Annotated in this window: 13 protein-coding genes; 6 read left to right on the top strand and 7 right to left on the bottom strand. The window is 65.2% G+C overall.

Annotated elements, in window-relative coordinates; all coding sequences use genetic code 11:
• Positions 1-81 precede the first annotated feature (81 nt).
• Both E8L22_RS01435 and E8L22_RS01440 read left to right on the top strand, forming a co-directional pair.
• Positions 82-4,917 carry an Ig-like domain-containing protein gene (locus tag E8L22_RS01435; RefSeq protein ID WP_136523512.1) on the top strand — a complete coding sequence of 1,612 codons (4,836 nt, stop codon included), beginning with the start codon at positions 82-84 and terminating at the stop codon, positions 4,915-4,917.
• Between the two features lie 27 nt (positions 4,918-4,944).
• Positions 4,945-6,120, top strand: coding sequence for a hypothetical protein (locus E8L22_RS01440; protein WP_136523513.1), 1,176 nt, complete (start codon positions 4,945-4,947; stop codon positions 6,118-6,120).
• Positions 6,121-6,210: 90 nt separating this feature from the next.
• Here E8L22_RS01440 and E8L22_RS01445 read toward each other — a convergent pair whose 3' ends face one another.
• From E8L22_RS01445 to E8L22_RS01465, 5 genes are all read right to left on the bottom strand, one after another.
• A complete protein-coding gene (locus E8L22_RS01445) occupies positions 6,211-6,849 on the bottom strand; it encodes an outer membrane beta-barrel protein (protein WP_136523514.1) in 639 nt (212 codons plus the stop codon).
• Between the two features lie 31 nt (positions 6,850-6,880).
• Positions 6,881-7,417: a FlgO family outer membrane protein gene (locus E8L22_RS01450; protein ID WP_136523515.1), complete on the bottom strand. Its 537-nt coding sequence runs from the start codon at positions 7,415-7,417 to the stop codon at positions 6,881-6,883.
• The gene (locus tag E8L22_RS01455) at positions 7,414-8,076 is read right to left on the bottom strand and encodes a hypothetical protein (RefSeq protein WP_136523516.1); all 663 of its coding nucleotides are present in this window, start codon (positions 8,074-8,076) and stop codon (positions 7,414-7,416) included. The genes E8L22_RS01450 and E8L22_RS01455 overlap by 4 nt, the downstream gene beginning before the upstream one ends.
• Positions 8,077-8,455: 379 nt before the next feature.
• Positions 8,456-8,929 (bottom strand): GreA/GreB family elongation factor, encoded by a 474-nt coding sequence (locus E8L22_RS01460; RefSeq protein WP_136523517.1) that lies wholly within the window; start codon positions 8,927-8,929, stop codon positions 8,456-8,458.
• Positions 8,930-9,013: 84 nt separating this feature from the next.
• On the bottom strand, positions 9,014-10,024 hold the full coding sequence (locus tag E8L22_RS01465; protein WP_136523518.1) for a PilZ-like domain-containing protein: 1,011 nt from the start codon (positions 10,022-10,024) through the stop codon (positions 9,014-9,016).
• Positions 10,025-10,209: 185 nt separating this feature from the next.
• Between E8L22_RS01465 and E8L22_RS01470 the strand changes: the two genes are divergently transcribed.
• From E8L22_RS01470 to E8L22_RS01485, 4 genes are all read left to right on the top strand, one after another.
• On the top strand, positions 10,210-10,518 hold the full coding sequence (locus tag E8L22_RS01470; RefSeq protein ID WP_136523519.1) for a cytochrome c3 family protein: 309 nt from the start codon (positions 10,210-10,212) through the stop codon (positions 10,516-10,518).
• Positions 10,519-10,845: 327 nt separating this feature from the next.
• Positions 10,846-12,852, top strand: a complete 2,007-nt coding sequence (locus E8L22_RS01475) for a molybdopterin oxidoreductase family protein (protein ID WP_136523520.1) — start codon at positions 10,846-10,848, stop codon at positions 12,850-12,852.
• A gap of 141 nt (positions 12,853-12,993) precedes the next feature.
• Positions 12,994-13,935 (top strand): chemotaxis protein CheV, encoded by a 942-nt coding sequence (locus E8L22_RS01480; protein ID WP_136523521.1) that lies wholly within the window; start codon positions 12,994-12,996, stop codon positions 13,933-13,935.
• Complete coding sequence (locus E8L22_RS01485) at positions 13,925-14,965, top strand: TIGR04283 family arsenosugar biosynthesis glycosyltransferase (RefSeq protein ID WP_136523522.1); 1,041 nt, start codon at positions 13,925-13,927, stop codon at positions 14,963-14,965. The genes E8L22_RS01480 and E8L22_RS01485 overlap by 11 nt, the downstream gene beginning before the upstream one ends.
• Here E8L22_RS01485 and E8L22_RS01490 read toward each other — a convergent pair.
• Together E8L22_RS01490 and E8L22_RS01495 are read right to left on the bottom strand one after the other, a co-directional pair.
• Positions 14,962-15,666 carry a response regulator gene (locus E8L22_RS01490; RefSeq protein WP_246044505.1) on the bottom strand — a complete coding sequence of 235 codons (705 nt, stop codon included), beginning with the start codon at positions 15,664-15,666 and terminating at the stop codon, positions 14,962-14,964. The two genes, E8L22_RS01485 and E8L22_RS01490, sit on opposite strands and share 4 nt — an antisense overlap.
• 101 nt (positions 15,667-15,767) lie before the next feature.
• Complete coding sequence (locus E8L22_RS01495; protein ID WP_136523523.1) at positions 15,768-16,637, bottom strand: diacylglycerol/lipid kinase family protein; 870 nt, start codon at positions 16,635-16,637, stop codon at positions 15,768-15,770.
• Positions 16,638-16,710: the final 73 nt, after the last annotated feature.

A 16,710-nucleotide genomic window follows, 5' to 3' on the forward strand; every position in this document is an offset into this window, starting at 1 on the left:
TTCTCCCGAAATGTCTAAGTGTGCCGGTCGATTCCTTGCGAAGTACACAGGCGTGCAGAAACCAAGACTGGAGAGGTCCTCATGAAACTTGCAGTTGCATTGGCGCGCCGCGTCCGGCTCATCGTGCTCACGGCCCTGACGGCGACCCTGTTGCCATGCGCAGGCGCCGACGCCGCGGTCGTCTTCAACAACTGGTCGAGCAACGGGCCGGCCCCCATCCCCAACAAAGGGACGCTCACCGCCCTCGCGGTGGCTCCAACGACTCCGGCCACCGTCTACGTCGGTGCCGACGGAGGCGGGGTGTACGGCATGAACGACGGGGGGAGCAGCTGGTCGGCGCTGAACGGAGGTCTCACCAACCGGCGTGTGGCGGCACTGGCGGTGCACCCGGTCGACCCGAAGGTGATCTTCGCGGCCACGGCACAGGGTATCTTCAAGAGCGCCGACGGCGGCCTCTCCTGGAACGACTCCTCGACGGGGGCTTCCGGGGTGCCGGTGCGCGCCCTCGCCATCGATCCCCTTTCCCCCGCAACCGTTTACGCGGCAACCGGCTCCGGCGTGTACAAAAGCACGACGGGGGGGTCGTCATGGAGCACCGCGAACACAGGTCTTGTGAGCCTGGACGTACGCGCGCTCCTAGTCGATCCGTCGACACCCGGCGTGCTCTACGCGGCGACCGCCGGCGGGGTCTGCAAAAGCGCGGACGGCGCCGCCACCTGGAGCGCGGCTAACACCTCGCTAGCCGACACCGACGTCCTCTACCTCGCCTATGCCGCTACGACCCCGGCCACGCTCTTCGCGGGAACGGCCACCGGGATGTACCTCTCCACCGACGGCGCGGCGACCTGGACGCTGGACGGCGCCGCTTCACTCGGCAGCCAGGCGGTGGTCAGCATCCTCGTCGACACCCCCTCGGCACCGACGGTGCTCTACGCCGGGACCGCGAACGGGATATACCGCCAGAGCTACACCTCGGGTAACTGGGGGAACTGGAGCGCCTTCGTCTCCGGGCTCACCCCGGGTGCGACGGTGCGCGCGCTCGCCAACATCCCGACCAGCCGCACCACGCTCTACGCGGCGACCACCCTGGGCGCCTTCAAAAACACCGGTGCGACCTGGAGCGCTCTCTCCTCGGGGCTGCGACAGGGGCGGGCGGTGACCGTGAAGCCGACCGATCCGACCGTCGTGGTGGCGGGGTTTGCCGGCGGAGGGATCTATCGCTCCACCGACAGCGGGAGCAGCTGGAGCGCGACCATCGACGACGCGGCCGCGGGGATGTTCGCCACCGCGCTTCTCTACGACGCGTCCGGGACGGCGCTTTACGCCGCGTCCGGCAACGGCGTATTCAGGTCCACGAGCGACGGCGCCAGTTGGACCGACATCAGTGCCACCCTCCCGACCAGCGACGTCCGCGCCCTCGCCCTCGACGCGGGTGCCACGCTCCACGCCGCCACCTCGCTCGGGGTCTTCGTCTGGAACGGCGTCGACACCTGGAACGCCTACGGAGCCGGGCAGCCTTCCAACAGCGACGTCACCACGCTCACCTTCAAGGGGGGCTTCCTCTTCGCCGGGACCAACGGCGGCGGGGTGTTCCGCTCGGACGGGACGAGCTGGACCCAGGTGAACTCCGGGCTCACCAACACCGTGGTGTACGCGCTCGCCTCGGACGGCGCAAGCCTCTACCTCGGGACCGGCGCGGGACTTTTCAAGTCCGGCGACAACGGGACGACCTGGGTGGCGAGCAGCAGCGGCCTCACCAACCTCGTGGTGAAGTCGATCGCCCTCTCCGGCGGGGTGCCGAACTTCATCACCGCCGGGACAGCCGGCGGCGGGGTCTTCTTCTCGACCAACGGCGGCGATATCTGGACCGCGATGAACACCGGCCTCACCGACAAGAACGTGAACGCCCTGAGCGCGAACGCGGCGACGAAGAAGGTGTACGCCGCCACCGCGACCGGCAGGGTCTTCAACCTGAACCTGAGCGCGGTCTCCGCGGTCACCCCCGCCGCGCCGCTTGCATCCGCCCCGTACAGCTTCGGCCAGGTGAACATAGGGGACACCAAACAGGTGATCTTCTCCCTGCAGAACACCGGAACGCTGCAGCTTAAGATCTCGTCGCTCTCGCTTGCCGGGACCGACGCCGCGCTCTACGGCATTACCCAGGGGGGCGCGCGCGAGTGCAACCTCGCCCTGCTCCCGAACCTGACCGTGGAGGCGGGAGACTACTGCACCGTCACCGTCGGCTTTCTCCCGGTCGCCCCCGGCAACAAGACCGCCTCGCTCACCGTGCATTCCGACGCGGTGAACCAGCCGGTGACCACGTTCCTCATCGGCACCGGGGGGTACCCCCCCCAGGCGACCATCACCTCACCGGTGAGCGGCGATACGAAGAAGAGCCCGGTGCTGATCGCGGGGAGCGCCATCGACCGTAACCAAAGCGACGGCTCCGCCGGCACCGGTGCCACCCTCGCCAAGGTGGAGGTTTCCACCGACGGCGGCGCCACCTGGCAGAGCGCCACCAAGAGCCCGACCCTCAACTCGTGGACCCAGTGGAGCTACAGCTGGACCGCCTCGCCGCTGCCGCCCAACGGCCCCTACGTGATCAAGGCGCGCGCCACCGACACGAACGGTTTCGTGCAGAGCGCCCTCTCCAGCATCAACCTGACCCTGGACAACACGCCGCCGGTCACCACCATCACGACCTTCCCGCCGCTTCTGGACGACACCGCGTCGGGCTCCTTCGGCTTCACCGTCGACAAGGCGGGCTCCACCTCGGTCTGCCGAATCGACAGCGGGATCAGCAACGCCTGCAGCTCCCCCTTCTCCTTCGCGGCGCTTCCCGACGGCAGCCACACCTTCAGCGTCCTCTCCACCGACACGGTGGGGAACGTGGAGACCACCGCCAAGACCTACACCTGGACCATAGACACGACCCCGCCCGCGACCACCATCACGACGGCGCCCGCGGCCTACACCCAGCTGACCTCGGCGAGCTTCGCCTTCTCGGCCAACGAAACGTCGACCTTCGCCTGCAGCCTGGACGGGGTGACCACCTCCTGCACCAGCCCCAAAAGCTACACGGGACTTGCCGACGGCCCCCACCTCTTCACGGTCCAGGGGACCGACCTCGCCGGCAACACCAGCACCGGCGCTCCGACCACGAGGAGCTACGGCTGGATCGTGGACGCGAACAACAAGCCGACCTCCAGCGTGAACGTCCCGCTCGCCCCGCTCTCCGGGATCAGCTACCAGATCACCGGGAGCGCGGCCGACACCGTCTCGGGCGTGAGCGGCGTGAACATCTCCGTGAACGGCGGCGGCGCGAACGCGGCCACCGACACGAGTGTCGCACCGGCTGCTCCCTGGTCGAGCTGGGGGTACCTCTGGACCCTGCCGGTGAACGGCACCTATACGGTGCAGGCCCAGGCGGTGGACAACGCAGGCAACGTGCAGGCCGCGACGACCGGGAGCAGCTTAATCGTCAACAACCCGCTTCCCGAAGTCGCCCTCGGGGGACCTACCGACGGCGCGCTCCTCGGGAGCGGCTCCCCGCATCTCATCACCGGCACGGCGCAGGCCGCAACCGGCGGGCTTCCGCTGCAAAAGGTCCAGGTGGCCATCTTCCCGAGCGCGACACCTCCCGCAACCGTCTCCTGGCAGGATGCCGCCGGCTCCACCGCCTGGAGCTACAACTGGCAGTTCCCGGCGGACGGGAACTACACCATCCAGGCGCGCGCCCTCGACGTGGCCCCGAACCTGGCCGGCGCCGTCACCGGCAACCCGTCCCAGGTGGTCAGCCGGAGCGTGACCATAGACACCACCCCACCCACCTCGACCATCACGCCGCTTGTGACCCCCTACCTGACCGGGCAGCAGATCACGGTGAGCGGCACCGCCGACGACCCGGCCCCGGGAACCGGCGTGAAGCAGATCACCATCGCCATCGTGAACGCCCTCGGCCAGTCGGTGACCGGCACCCCCTTCTACAACAGCGGCAACAAGAGCTGGAGCTACACAAGCGGCGCCCTCCCCGACGGCAGCTACACGGTGCAGGCGACGGTGACCGACAACGCCGGGAACCAGCAGTCGCCCCCCGCCTCGGTAAACGTGGTGATCGACAACGTCGCGCCGGTAACCACCATAACGGCGAAGCCGTCGCTGCTGTCGAACCTCTCCAGTGCGACCTTCAGCTTCAGCGCCAACGAGCCCGCCACTTTCATCTGCAGCCTGGACGGGGTCTCCGCCCCCTGCAACTGCAGCGCGTCGACGACAACCTCCTGTACGGTGAGCTACAGCGCACTTTCGACGACGCAGCACACCTTCGCGGTGTCGGCAAAGGACGTCGCAGGCAACGTTGAGACACCGGCCAAGGGGTACTCCTGGACCGTCGACCTGGTCCCCCCCGTGGTAAGCGCCACCACACCCGCAGACGGCACCGTGCGGCTCTCGGTCGCCACCCACACGGTGAGCGTAGTTTTCAGCAAGGACGTCGATCCGGCCACGGTGAACGGCAACACCTTCTACTTGGCCCCGGCGGCTCCCGGGACGGTCAGCTACGACCAGGCGACCCGCACCGCCACCCTCACCCTCAGCGCCCCGCTTGCCTACGCCACCACCTACACGGCGACCCTGACCGGCGCCATCACGGACCCGGCGGGGAACCACCTGCTGCAGAACTACACCTGGAGCTTCGCCACCGATCCGGACGGCGACATGAACCTGGACGGCACGGTCGACCTCTCCGACGCCCTGCTCTGCCTGAAGGCTGCGGTCGGCAAGATCACCCCTACGGCACAGCAGTTGCGCCATGCCGACCTAGCCCCCTTCAGAAACGGCAAGCCGCTCCCCGACGGGAGCATCGACGCAAGCGACGCACTGATCATCCTCGCCAGGGTGGTCGGGGCGGTGACATGGTAACCATCAAACTTTCATAAGGGAACGGACATGCGTACAACTCTCCTACTTGCCAAAATCTTCACCCTCTTCGCCCTCATCGCAGGATGCGGCGGAGGGGGAAGCACCTCCGGGACAGGCCCGAGCGGCCCTCCCCATACCACCGTGTCCGGCGTGGTCTCCAAGGGGCCCCTCCATGGAGAGGTGAAGCTTTACGCCCCGGGTGCGAACGGGGACACGGCAACCAAGGTCTTCCTCAGCAGTGCCTTAACCGACAGCACCGGCTACTACACGGCGAACCTCGGCTCCTACAAGGGGATCGTCATGATCGAGGCCACCGGCAGCTACACCGACGAAGCGACCGGCGCGACGCTCGCCATCGGCACCTCGGCGCCGCTGCGCGCCGTAGCGGTGATCGCCACCGCGGGCGACACGGTGCAGGTGAGCGTCACCCCGCTCACCGAGCTCGCCACCAGGAAGGCCTTGGCGGCCGGAAGCGGCAGCGTCCTCACCGAGACCGCCATCACCTCGGCGAACGCCCTGCTCTCGAACCTCTTCCCGTTCGACATCCTCGCCACCCGCCCGGTGGCGCCGACCGTGATCGCGATGAGCGGCGCGACGCAGCAGCAGCGGGACTACACCATCGCGCTCGCCGCCCTCTCCAAGCTCTCGGCGGCCTCCTCGCTCGCGGCCGTCCTCAACTCCTTTGCCGCTGACCTCACCCTGAACGGCCGGCTCTCCGCCGCGACGGTCGCCAACTTCGAGACGGCGGCAGGCGCTTTTCTCGCCGACGGCACCCACAACCGGACCGGGGTGACCACCATCTCGGCGGGGATCGCCGCGGTCGGGTACTACACCGGCACCCTCTACCTCGCCACGACGGGGACCGCCTCGGCGCCGGTCACCTCGATCCAGATGACGCTCAAGCTTCCCGCGGGCGTGACGCTGAAGACGGGAAGCGACGGCGAAGCGCTCGTCTCGCTCTACGGGGTCGCTGGACAGGCGGCCGCGCCGGGGATCAACTACACCGCACCGGACACCCTGATCCTCGCCATCGTTAGCTCACCCGGCTTCGCGGTGGGAGAGTTCGCCGCCGTCACCTACGTGGCCGAGCCCGGCGTGATCCCGGTCGCCTCCAGCTTCACCGTTCCGTACAGCAGGGTGACCGGCTTTGACGGGACGAGCGACTTCGAGCTCCCGCTGTTGGTGGTGCCGCTGCTCCACTAGCGCCACTCCCGGGAAAAGGCCCAGTAAAACGCAAAGAGGGGATGCGCCAAGGCGCATCCCCTCTTCTTTTTTATCCGATCCGGCTTCCGCTCAGTACAGGTACTTGAAGCCCAGACTCACCGTGGTCCCGCCGAGGTCCCAGCTCGAGCTTTTCTTCACGTTCTGGGCATCGGTGAGCTCAAGGTCCGGTTTCACCGAGAACCATTTGAAATCTGCCCCGAGCCGGAAGTTCTCGCTGAGCTTCAGATCCCCCCCCGCCACCAAGTGGTAGCCCAGGGCGCTGCCGTGGCTGCTCTCGTCCACCGGCGCGATGCCGCCGTTGGCGAAGGAGAGCTTCTGGTCGATGAAGGTGAAGTAGTACCCGGCACCGGCGCCGGCGAAGAGCTCCAGCTTTTCCAGCTCGAGGATCGCCTTGGCGGTGAGGGTGATCGGGACGCCGTAGAGGGTCTTCTCGCTGCGGGCCACGGCGTCGGTCACCGTACCCGATGCGCTGTAGACCCCGGTGCCGAGCTCGAGCGCCGCGTACGACTCGGGACGGTAGCCGAAGGCGACCTCCGCCGCGTACCCGGTGTCGAAACTCTTCAGACTGTTGGTGGTGCCGCGCTCCTTGCCGCTGGGCAGAAACGCCCCCCCTTTGACCGAAAAATAGGCGCTGTCGGCAGCGGCGGTCGATACCGCCAGCAGGGTGATCACCCCCGACAGGGCCATGCGCATTCCAGCACTTCGCATAGTTTCTCCGTTTCTTTTTGAGTTGTACCGACTATCGATTCGAGGTGACCCAGAGGAGGGACCTCACGTTGCTGTCCATCGGCAGGACGTAGTCCTCGGCGGCGATGGCCGTGTTGTCCTTCATCCCCACCAACTTCACCGTGATGTAAACCCGCCCGTTGGCGATCGCGTAGGTCCCGACGAGGACCGCCTGGGCCTGGTGCGTCAGGGTGATGTCCTTGATCTCGCGGGAGAGGAGCAGCTCCCCCTGCGACTGCTTGACGAAGATGCTGTCGCGCATCTTGAGTTCCACCACCTGGTAGCCGTTCTGGGTCAGGCGGGTGGCGAGCTGTTCGGAAAGCATCCTGCCGAGGCGGGAGCTGTTCAGGTCGTCTATGTTCACCAGCGAGGCGACCACGATCGGCCTGCGCTTGTTGAGCGTCTGGCCCACGGCGGGCGCCTGCAGCATCCGGTCGACGGCCCGGTAATTGGAGCGCACGATGGGATCGGTGAAGTCTTCCACGCGTGTCTGGAAGAGGGCGCAACCGGCGCAAAGAAGCGCCAAGCAAAAGAGAAAGAGTCTTGTCATCGTCCCACCACCCCCAGTTGCTTGAGCGGTCCCTCGGAAACCTCGGCGAACAGGTCCACGTCATCGTCCTCGATGTAGTAGATATCCGTCTTCCGGAAGAAGTACCTGGACTGGTCCATGATGGTCGTGGTGACCACCAGCTCGGTATGCGTGGCCTCCCCCGCGTAGAGCCCGAGGGCGTAGTCGGCAAGCCCGGCGATCCCTATGGTGGCGGGAATGGCCGAGGAGGCGTCTCCGGCGATGTCCCGAACCACCCAGATCCCGGCGGTGAGCGCGGTCAGGGTTCCGGGGACGTGGGTATACCGGCTGCTTTCGTGCCGCACCAGCTGGGTCTCGTAGCTCACCCCTTTCCCCTTGGCCGTGTCGGAGGTGACCGCGACGCCCCGGTTCACGAGCCGGGTGATGAGGAAGTTTCTGAAGGCATGGTCGAAGGCGGTCTTCCCACCGGGCTGGATGTAGAGCTCCTGGTCCTTCAGAGCGCTTCCGGGGCGGGAGACGGCGGCCTGGGTCTGGCGCGCGATGTCGTCGGCGAGGACATCCCAGTGATGGGCGGCCTTGGCCTTTTTCTGGGTGGTCAGCGGATGGTTGACCGCGACGGGGACCCGCGAGGCGCAGCCTGCCATGAGCACCACGGTTAACAACAACACCACTCGCAACATATCTGAAGACCTCCATGTCAAATTAGGCGCCGGACGCGGCTTGAGTGTCAAAATTCCGACCGGCTTTGCGGACCGTCGCACCGCACCGCGCCACGTGATATCGGCCGGTTACAGACCGCACCGGCGCCGCGGGTTCCATGCCCGGTTTACACCGCTTCATTTTGCAATGTTTCGGCCAAAAGAAAGATCGGTCGATATTTTCACTCTTCGGCGCGGGGCCCCTCTTCTTGAGCCTTTACGGAACTGTGTGGGAGAAAAACGGTCACGGCAGCCGCCGGGGTGCCGGTGCGTCGCGGTGGATGGCAAGGAAAGAAAGGAAAGGGAAAACCAAGGGGGGAAAAGCAGCGGCGCTCCGCATCAGGGAGCGCCGCGTCGCGGACTACTGCGGCCTTTTCGAGGCGATGGCGGTTATCGTCACGGTGAGGTCTCCGGCCGGGCGCCTGATCAGCACCTCGTCGTCGACCTTCTTGCCGAGCAGCGCCTTACCCACGGGGGAATCCACACTGATCTTTCCCAGGCTCACGTCGAACTCGTCCGGTCCCACGAGCTGGTAGCTGCGCTCCTCCCCCTCCTCGTCCTCGTAGGTCACCCAGCAGCCGAAGCTGACCAAGGTGGGGTTCAAAGGGGGGTAGACCACCTTCAGCACCTTGAGACGGTCCCCCAGGTGCCTGAGCTCGCGGTCGATCTCGCGCAGCCTTTTCTTCGAGTAGATGTATTCCGCGTTCTCGGAGCGGTCCCCCTCGGCGGCCGCGTCCGCCATGTTCTTCACCATGCGCGGGCGCTCGGTCTCCCAGAGGAAATCGTAACGTTCCTGAAGTCTCTTGCGCCCTTCGGCGCTGATCATGTTGGTCATGCTGATCCCCTCGTTGAACGGCAGTTGGCAAAGGGGGGCATCATAATAGACTTTCCGCCCCAAGGCAATACGGTACCGGAGGTTTCAGGGGTTGTCGAGGTGGCGGTACTTCCGGATCGACTGTTCGTAGGTCTTCTCGATCTGGTTATCGGAGGGAGCCTTGCTGTAGGCGATGAGGTAGCGGGCCGCGGCCCAGATGAGGATGAGGAAAAGAAGCGTCCAGCCGCACCGGGCAATGATCTGGCGCCTGCTGAGTGGGGCGCGCGGTGTATCGGGGATTTCGTCCATCTCCCGTTTGTCGGCGACCTTGCGCATATGGGCGATCTGGACGGAGGAGATCTGCTTGAAGATGAGGTCGCGATCGCGCTCGTCCAGAAAGAGGAACTGCATGCCGACGTCGTAGCGGGAGGAGCCGTCGCGCAGGGTCATGGGGGGCTTCACGTGGACCACCTGTCCCACGGCATGCACGAGCCGGGGCGGATCGAGGGGGAGGTGCAGTTCCAGGTTCAAAAGCTGGTCGGGACGCGCCGTCACCGGCATGCGCAGGCAGATTCCCCCGCCTCCCAGGTTCAGCTGGGCCCGGAGCAGGTCGCACCAGTTGATGGGCTTCGCCGGCGCGAAGCGCGCCATGTGGGCGGCGATGACGAATTCGTCGTACCCCTGGAACTTCATCTGCTCCCGTTCCTTGCGCACCTCCCAGTCCCGCTCCACTTCCTTGCGGCTCGACTCGTCTGCGATGTCATAGCGCACCCTGAGCGCCATATCGGTCCTGAAAAACTGGCGCCGCTCGCGCAGGGTGAAGCTGCCGAAGAGCCGGATCTGCAGCACCCTCGCGCCAAGCTTGTCGGTGACGATGCCGTTACAGGTATAGCTGTCCTTGCCGCGCCAGACGCAAACGTCGAGGATGAAACCGATGTCGACCCGCACGTTGGACGGCAGAACATCGCGGGAGATCTGCACGAGGAGCATGTCCCCGCCGGACTCGCTGATGACGCCCCAGTCCCGGAAAACGCCTCCGCCGGAGAGCGGGATGCCGATCTCGATGCGCATGCCGGACGCGAGCGCGTCCCGGTATTCGGCGTATTCGTCGTTCATGATCACCCTTTTTAATAAGAAAAAAAGTAGTCCATCACATTAAACTGCAACTACGCCAAAATGCAAGAGGACAACCGGCCACACCTTGCGTTTGCAACCTATCGGGAACAGTGGCCGTCTTGACATCGCAGTGCTGTGTGTTATCAACTTAAAGGCTTTTTTTACTAATGAACGAAGGGAGAACTATGAAAAAGATAACGATGATGGCGGCAGCCCTGGTGGTTGTCATGGCGGCGGCACAGGCGATGGCAGTACCGGCGGGCAAGAGCGTGGAGTGGAACACGGCGATGGGGAAAGTGACCTTCAAGGGTGACGACCATGCCGGCAAGGGGCTCAAGTGCAACGAGTGCCACAGCAAGATCTTCAAGATGAAGAAGGGTGCCGCCCATATGAAGATGGCGGACATCAACGCGGGCAAGTACTGCGGCGAGTGCCACAACGGCAAGAAGGCATTCAAACCGGCCGGCAACTGCGCAAAATGTCACAAGAAGTAACCCTTCCCACTCTGCGCGTCCCCGGTTTACCGGGGCGCGCACCCGCTTTATCCCTCTCTTAGAACTGACTCAAGGCAAATCCCCCCGGTCCCCCGTAGCCTTGGCGAAGGGGGAACGTTAGGCCCCATGCTGCGCTTCATGGCACGTTGACCATAGTTGCCACAACCATCCAACCATCCAAGTTCGCGGAGACAGAAGGGGACCGATACCTACGGAGCTAGGCCCCGAGTGATGCACATGAACAGCTTTTGTGTTGATCTGCAGCCGCAAAAAACATAAAAAGGAACAGCCAGTTTCCGAAGCCGTTTCACCCCCAGGAGAAAAGAGATGAGCGTTGTCACCAAGAGATCGGTCTGCCCCTTCGACTGTCCTGACACCTGCGGCATGCTGGTGCAGGTGGAAAACGGCCGCGCGGTCGCGGTGCAGGGGGACCCGGAACATCCCTTCAGCCGCGGCACCCTCTGCCCGAAGATGCGCCACTACGAAAAGACGGTCCACTCGCCGCTCAGGCTCACCACGCCGCTCAAACGCACCGGCGCGAAGGGAAGCGGCAGCTTCGCCCCCATCTCCTGGGAAGAGGCGATCGCGGAGGTGACCGCGCGCTGGCAAGGGATCATCGCGGAGCACGGGGCGGAGGCGATCCTCCCCTACTCCTACGCCGGGACCATGGGGATCGTGCAGCGAAACTCCGGGCACCCCTTCTTCCACCGCATGGGGGCCTCCCGCCTCGACCGCACCATCTGCTCTCCCGCGAAGGGGGAGGGATGGAAGGCGGTCATGGGACAGACGGCGACGCCGCCGCCGGAGAGCGCGGGCAAGAGCGATCTCCTCATCCTCTGGGGGATCAACGCCGCGGCGACCAGCATCCACTTCCTGAACCAGGCGGGCGAAGTGCGCCGAAACGGCGGCGAGGTCTGGCTCATCGACACCTACGAGACCCCCACCGCCTCGGCCGCCGACCGCACCTTCCTGGTCCGCCCCGGAAGCGACGGGGCGCTCGCCCTCGGCATGATGCACGTGATCGCCCGCGACGGGCTCACCGACGCCTCCTTCATCGCGGAGCACGTGCTCGGTTTCGAGGAGCTCGCGGCCCAGGTACTTCCCGATTTCACCCCGGAGCGCGCTGCGGCACTCACCGGGCTCCCCGCCGAAGAGATCGTCGCCATGGCGCAACGCTACTCGAAAGCGAAAGCCCCCTTCATAAGGCTCGGGAGCGCCCTTTCGCGCTACGGCAACGGTGCCATGACGGTGCGCTGCGTCTGCTGCCTCCCCGCACTCGTCGGGGCCTACGGCAAGGAGGGGGGCGGATGCTTCCCGGACACCTCCACCGGTGCCGCCTTCCCGATGGAGCTCCTGACCCGCGAGGACCTGATCCCTGGGACGACGCGACTAGTCAACATGAACCGGCTCGGGCACGCCCTGAACGAGCTCGACGCTCCCCGCATCATGGGGCTCTACGTGTACCACTCGAACCCGGCCGCCGTCACGCCGGACCAGAACCAGGTGCTTAAGGGGCTCTCCCGCGAGGACCTCTTCACCGTGGTGCACGAGCGCTTCATGACCGACACGGCGCGCTACGCCGACATCGTCCTCCCGGCGACCTCGTCGCTCGAGCACAGCGACATCTACCGCTCCTACGGCACCTACTGCATCCAGCGGGCGCAGGCGGCGGTCGCCCCGGTGGGGGAAAGCAAGTCGAACTGGGAGGTGTTCTCCCTGCTCGCGAAGGGTATGGGCTTCACCGACGAGATCTTCACCCTGAGCGCCGACGAGATGATCGACCGGCTCCTCGCCGTCCCGAGACCGCTCAGGGAGGGGATCGACGCAGAGGCGCTCGCCCAGGGGCGCCCGGTGACCCTCGCCGCGCGGAAGGACGGGTTCCTCACCCCGTCCGGGAGGATCGAGATCCTGAACGACCAGTTAGAGGAGAAGCTGCCGCGCTACCTGCCGACGCACGAGGAAGCGGGGAAGCTCCCCTTCCGGCTCATGACCGCACCGACGCCGTACGCGCTGAACGCAAGCTTCTACGAGCAGGAGGGGTTGCGCGAGAAGCAGGGGGGGATGCGCCTCAAGATGAACCCTCAGGACGCGACAGGCAAGGGGCTCGCCGACGGGGAGCAGGTCGTCGCATGGAACGAGCTCGGGGAGGTCACCTTCACACTTGAGGTGACGCCGAAGGTGCCGTCCGGGGTCGTGGTCGCCGAGGGTGTCTTCTGGCTCGCCTTCGCGCCGGGAAGCCGTTCGGTGAACGCACTCACCTCGCAGCGCCTCACCGATCAGGGTGGGGGGAGCACCTTCTACGACAACCGCGTCGATGTGCGCAGAGGCAATTGACAATTGATGATTGACGATTGACAACGGAAGGCCCAACGTCTCGCGCGGGGATTGCCGAGCGGATAGTGCAGATTTGCCTCATGCTTTGGCGCGTGCTGCCGATGTAATCAGGAAAAGCGGCACGAAATAAGCGGGGGGCGTATGGAACCGAACAGCAAGATACTTCTGGAAAGCGGCACCAACGAGCTGGAAATAGTCGAGTTCAGGATCGATGAAATGGACGCCAAGGGGAACGTCGTTCCCTGCTACTTCGGCGTCAACGTGGCGAAGGTACGCGAGATCATCCGCCTCCCGGAGATCCGCAAGGTGGTAAACGCGAACGCCTCGGTAAGCGGCATGATCAAGCTGCGCGACCAGGTGATCACCCTGATCGACCTCTCCCGCGCGCTCAACAAGAATACCGAGGGGATCCCGGCGGACCGGGTCATCGTCCTTGAGTTCAACCGGATCGTAGTGGGGATCCAGGTGCATTCGGTCTCCCGTATCTACCGCATCTCGTGGGAAAACGTGGAGCCCCCGGTAAAGGCGATCCACGACGCGAACATAACCGGCGTCGTCAAGATGGAGGACCGCATCATCCTGATCCTCGACTTCGAAAAGATCATAGGGGAGCTCTCCTCGACCATGGCGCTCGCCGCGCCGGGAGAGGACCTGATGCTCGCGCATTCGACCGCGAACCGCGGCACGAAGACCATCCTGGTCGCCGACGACTCGGCTTTCATCAGGAGAACCATGTGCGGTTCACTCAGGGAGGCGGGTTACCGGGTGGTGGAAGCGGAAAACGGCGAGGAGGCGTGGGAGCACGTGCAGGCGGTACGCGAGAAATGCAAGGCGAGCGGGGAGCCCTACGGCAACCAGCTGAGCCTCGTCATCACGGACATCGAGATGCCCCGCATGGACGGTCTGCACCTGACGGCGCTGATCCGCAAGGAGGCGGACCTTGAGTATCTGCCCGTGGTCATCTTCTCTTCGCTTGCCAGCGAGGACAACAAGATGAAATGGCGCAACCTGGGCGCGAGCGACATCCTTACCAAGCCGGACCTGCCGAACCTGGTGCAAAAGGCGGACACCCTTGTCCTTTGAGCCATGCCCCGAGCTGTCGATCATCGTGCCGTTTTACAATGAGGCGGGGAACGTGGTTCCCTTCCTCACGGCGCTCTCCCGGCAGCAGGGGGTACACCTGGAGGTGATCCTTTCGGACGGCGCCTCCAGCGACCTGGGCAGGGATGAGGCGGAACGGTTATCTAGCAAGCTCCCCTTTCCGGTCAGGGTGATCGAAGGGGAGAAGGGGCGCGCGGGACAGTTGAACCGCGGCGCCCTCGCGGCAAGGGGAACGACGTTCCTCTTCCTGCACATCGATTCTTACTTCGAGGACCCGCTCGCCCTGCGCAAGGGGCTCGATGCGATAGCTGCAACGGGAGCGGCGCGGGTGGCCGGCCGCTTCGCCCTCAGCTTCGACTTTGCCGGAGCGACCCCGCTCCCATACCGTTTCTACGGACAAAAAGCGACCCTGGACCGCCCGGGATGCACCCACGGCGACCAGGGTTTTCTTATCGGCCGCGTCTTCTTCGAGGAGGCGGGTCCCTTCGACGCTGGCCTGCCGCTCATGGAAGACACCTTTTTCGCCGAGCGCGTGCGAAAGATGGGGCGCTGGCTTCTCTTGCCGCCCCGCATCAGCACCTCGCCGCGCCGCTTCTTAGCCGAGGGGCTCCTCCCCCGCCAATCGCTGAACGCGGTCCTGATGAACCTCGCCCACACCGGACATCTGCCGCTGATCCACGACCTGCAGAAAAGTTACCGAAGCCAGGATGCGACGGGGAAGCTCAGGCTCAGACCGTTTCTCGCGCCGCTCGCCGAGGCGATCCGCGCGCTGCCGCGTGAAGAGAGGCGCCGCCTGTGGCGCGAGACGGGTGCCTACGTGAGGGGGAACGCCTGGCAGATCGCCCTTTTCATGGACGTTGTGACCGGTGACGTAGAGGCGGGCAAGGGGGGAAGGTTTCTGCTTCTTTACGACCGCTTCGTGGCGCGGCTCATCGCCAACCGCGCAGGGGACCTGGGTGCGGAGCTCCTCACCAGGCTCTGGCTAAGGCTCACCCTCGCTGCCCTACCCTAGCGCATCCCCTCAACAAATCCCTTCAGCTCGTCGGCCTGCCACGGCTCCAGTTCGAGCAGTTCCACGCCGAACCCCGCAGGAAGCCCCTTGTGCACCCGGCTCCCCTCCTCGTTCACCCATGCCACCCGTCCCTGCACCTCGAAGAGGGGGAGCTTCTCCGTCTCCAGGTAGAAGGCGAGGCGCAGTTTCTGATGCAAAAGCACAGTTTCTCGGCTCGCCACGAAGAGTCCGCCGTCGCCGATGTCGAGGGCGTGGGCGCCGACCGGGGCGCCGTCCAGGAGGAAAAGGAGCGGGACCTGGCAGGGCACCCTCTGCTCGCGTCGCTCGACGCCGGCGGTGTACTTGTGGGCCATATCCAGGAAGAGGCGGCGGTCGACCGGCTTGGTGAGGAAGTCGTCGCAACCGGCTTGGGCGGCGCGCGCCCGGTCCTGCTCGTTGCCCGCGGTGGTCAGCATGACGACGGGGATGCCGCAGAGGAAGGGATCGGCCTTAAGAAGGGCACAGCAGGAGATGCCGTCCATGACCGGCATGTTGAAGTCCATGAAGACCAGGTCGGGGGGATCCTTGCGGATCAACTCGAGCGCTTCCAGGCCGTTGCCGGCCGTGACGACCTCCACGTGGGAACACTTTAGGAAGCTCTTCTCCAGCTCCAGGATCAGCTTCGTGTCGTCAACCAGCATGATCTTCGCTTTGGTACTCACGCCTATTCCTCCCGGTCAGTCATATCAGCGGGAAACCGGTGCAGCCGGCCACCCGTTCATTAATCAATATCATGGCGGGTTTGTCAAGGTGACAACAGTTATCAGACCACGAGGCGCACGAGTTCGGGAATGGTCCGGATGGTAAGCGGTGTCGGGCAGACATAATCGCCGTCCAACTGTACCGCCTTCGCCCCGGAGAGTTCGAGCTGCGCCGCGCTGAAAGAGGTGACGTTCCGGCTGTAGACGGCCGTGCCGTTTAAAAGCCCCATGGCGAGCCCGAGGTAGGCGAGACGCCCCCCGCTGATGCAGAGCACCTGGAAGCCGGGGGTGAAGAGGTCCGCCTCGGGGGCGAGGAGAAAGTCCCCGCCGTACTTGGCGGCGTTGCAGACGATGACGCCGTGGCAGGTGACGCTTTTCCCTCCCCCTGTGACGGTGAGCTGCGAGGCGTCCCAGTCTCTCAAGTTGCGCAGGGCGGAGAGGAGGTAGGCCCCCTTGCCGACGGCGCGTTTCTCGGAGAGGCGCACGTCGCGTACCACGGCGCCGTCGAAACCGGCGCCCGCCATGAGCACGAACCGCCTCTTTTCGCCGTCGCGCTCCACTTCTCCCACGGAGATGGGGCGCGACTCGCCGCGACCCAGGCGATCGAGGGCGTCGTCGATGGAGGAGATGTCGAGTTCGCGCGCGAGCACGTTCGAGGTGCCGAGCGGGATCACGCCGAGGGTCGCCGTCCCCGGGACGAGCCCGTTCAGGACGCCGTTGATGGTGCCGTCCCCCCCTGCCACCACGATGAGCGGTTCGCTCTCCTCGGCACAGATGCGGGAGGCGAAGAGGGCCGGGTCGGCGGCGCTTTGCGTCGGCATGAGCTGCGGGTCGAGCCCGCGCCCCTTGAGCCCGGCCATGATCAGGTCGACCTTTTGCTGCGAAAAGGTCCCAGAGGTGGGATTTACGATGAGGAAACAGCGTCTGGACAAGGAGCACCTCCACGGAAAAGGGGCCGCAGTAGCGGCCCCCGGAAGGTAGCAAAAACAGTGTCTGATTACAAGG

The organism is Geomonas ferrireducens (assembly GCF_004917065.1).
GTDB lineage: Bacteria > Desulfobacterota > Desulfuromonadia > Geobacterales > Geobacteraceae > Geomonas > Geomonas ferrireducens.

What these genes read in the sequence shown, in the direction of transcription:
- E8L22_RS01455 (WP_136523516.1), bottom strand. Translation starts at nt 8,076, where the DNA reads ATGTTGCGAGTGGTGTTGTTGTTAACCGTGGTGCTCATGGCAGGCTGC.
- E8L22_RS01450 (WP_136523515.1), bottom strand. Translation starts at nt 7,417, where the DNA reads ATGACAAGACTCTTTCTCTTTTGCTTGGCGCTTCTTTGCGCCGGTTGC.
- E8L22_RS01480 (WP_136523521.1), top strand. Translation starts at nt 12,994, where the DNA reads ATGGAACCGAACAGCAAGATACTTCTGGAAAGCGGCACCAACGAGCTG.
- E8L22_RS01465 (WP_136523518.1), bottom strand. Translation starts at nt 10,024, where the DNA reads ATGAACGACGAATACGCCGAATACCGGGACGCGCTCGCGTCCGGCATG.
- E8L22_RS01460 (WP_136523517.1), bottom strand. Translation starts at nt 8,929, where the DNA reads ATGACCAACATGATCAGCGCCGAAGGGCGCAAGAGACTTCAGGAACGT.
- E8L22_RS01475 (WP_136523520.1), top strand. Translation starts at nt 10,846, where the DNA reads ATGAGCGTTGTCACCAAGAGATCGGTCTGCCCCTTCGACTGTCCTGAC.
- E8L22_RS01470 (WP_136523519.1), top strand. Translation starts at nt 10,210, where the DNA reads ATGAAAAAGATAACGATGATGGCGGCAGCCCTGGTGGTTGTCATGGCG.
- E8L22_RS01435 (WP_136523512.1), top strand. Translation starts at nt 82, where the DNA reads ATGAAACTTGCAGTTGCATTGGCGCGCCGCGTCCGGCTCATCGTGCTC.
- E8L22_RS01440 (WP_136523513.1), top strand. Translation starts at nt 4,945, where the DNA reads ATGCGTACAACTCTCCTACTTGCCAAAATCTTCACCCTCTTCGCCCTC.
- E8L22_RS01445 (WP_136523514.1), bottom strand. Translation starts at nt 6,849, where the DNA reads ATGCGAAGTGCTGGAATGCGCATGGCCCTGTCGGGGGTGATCACCCTG.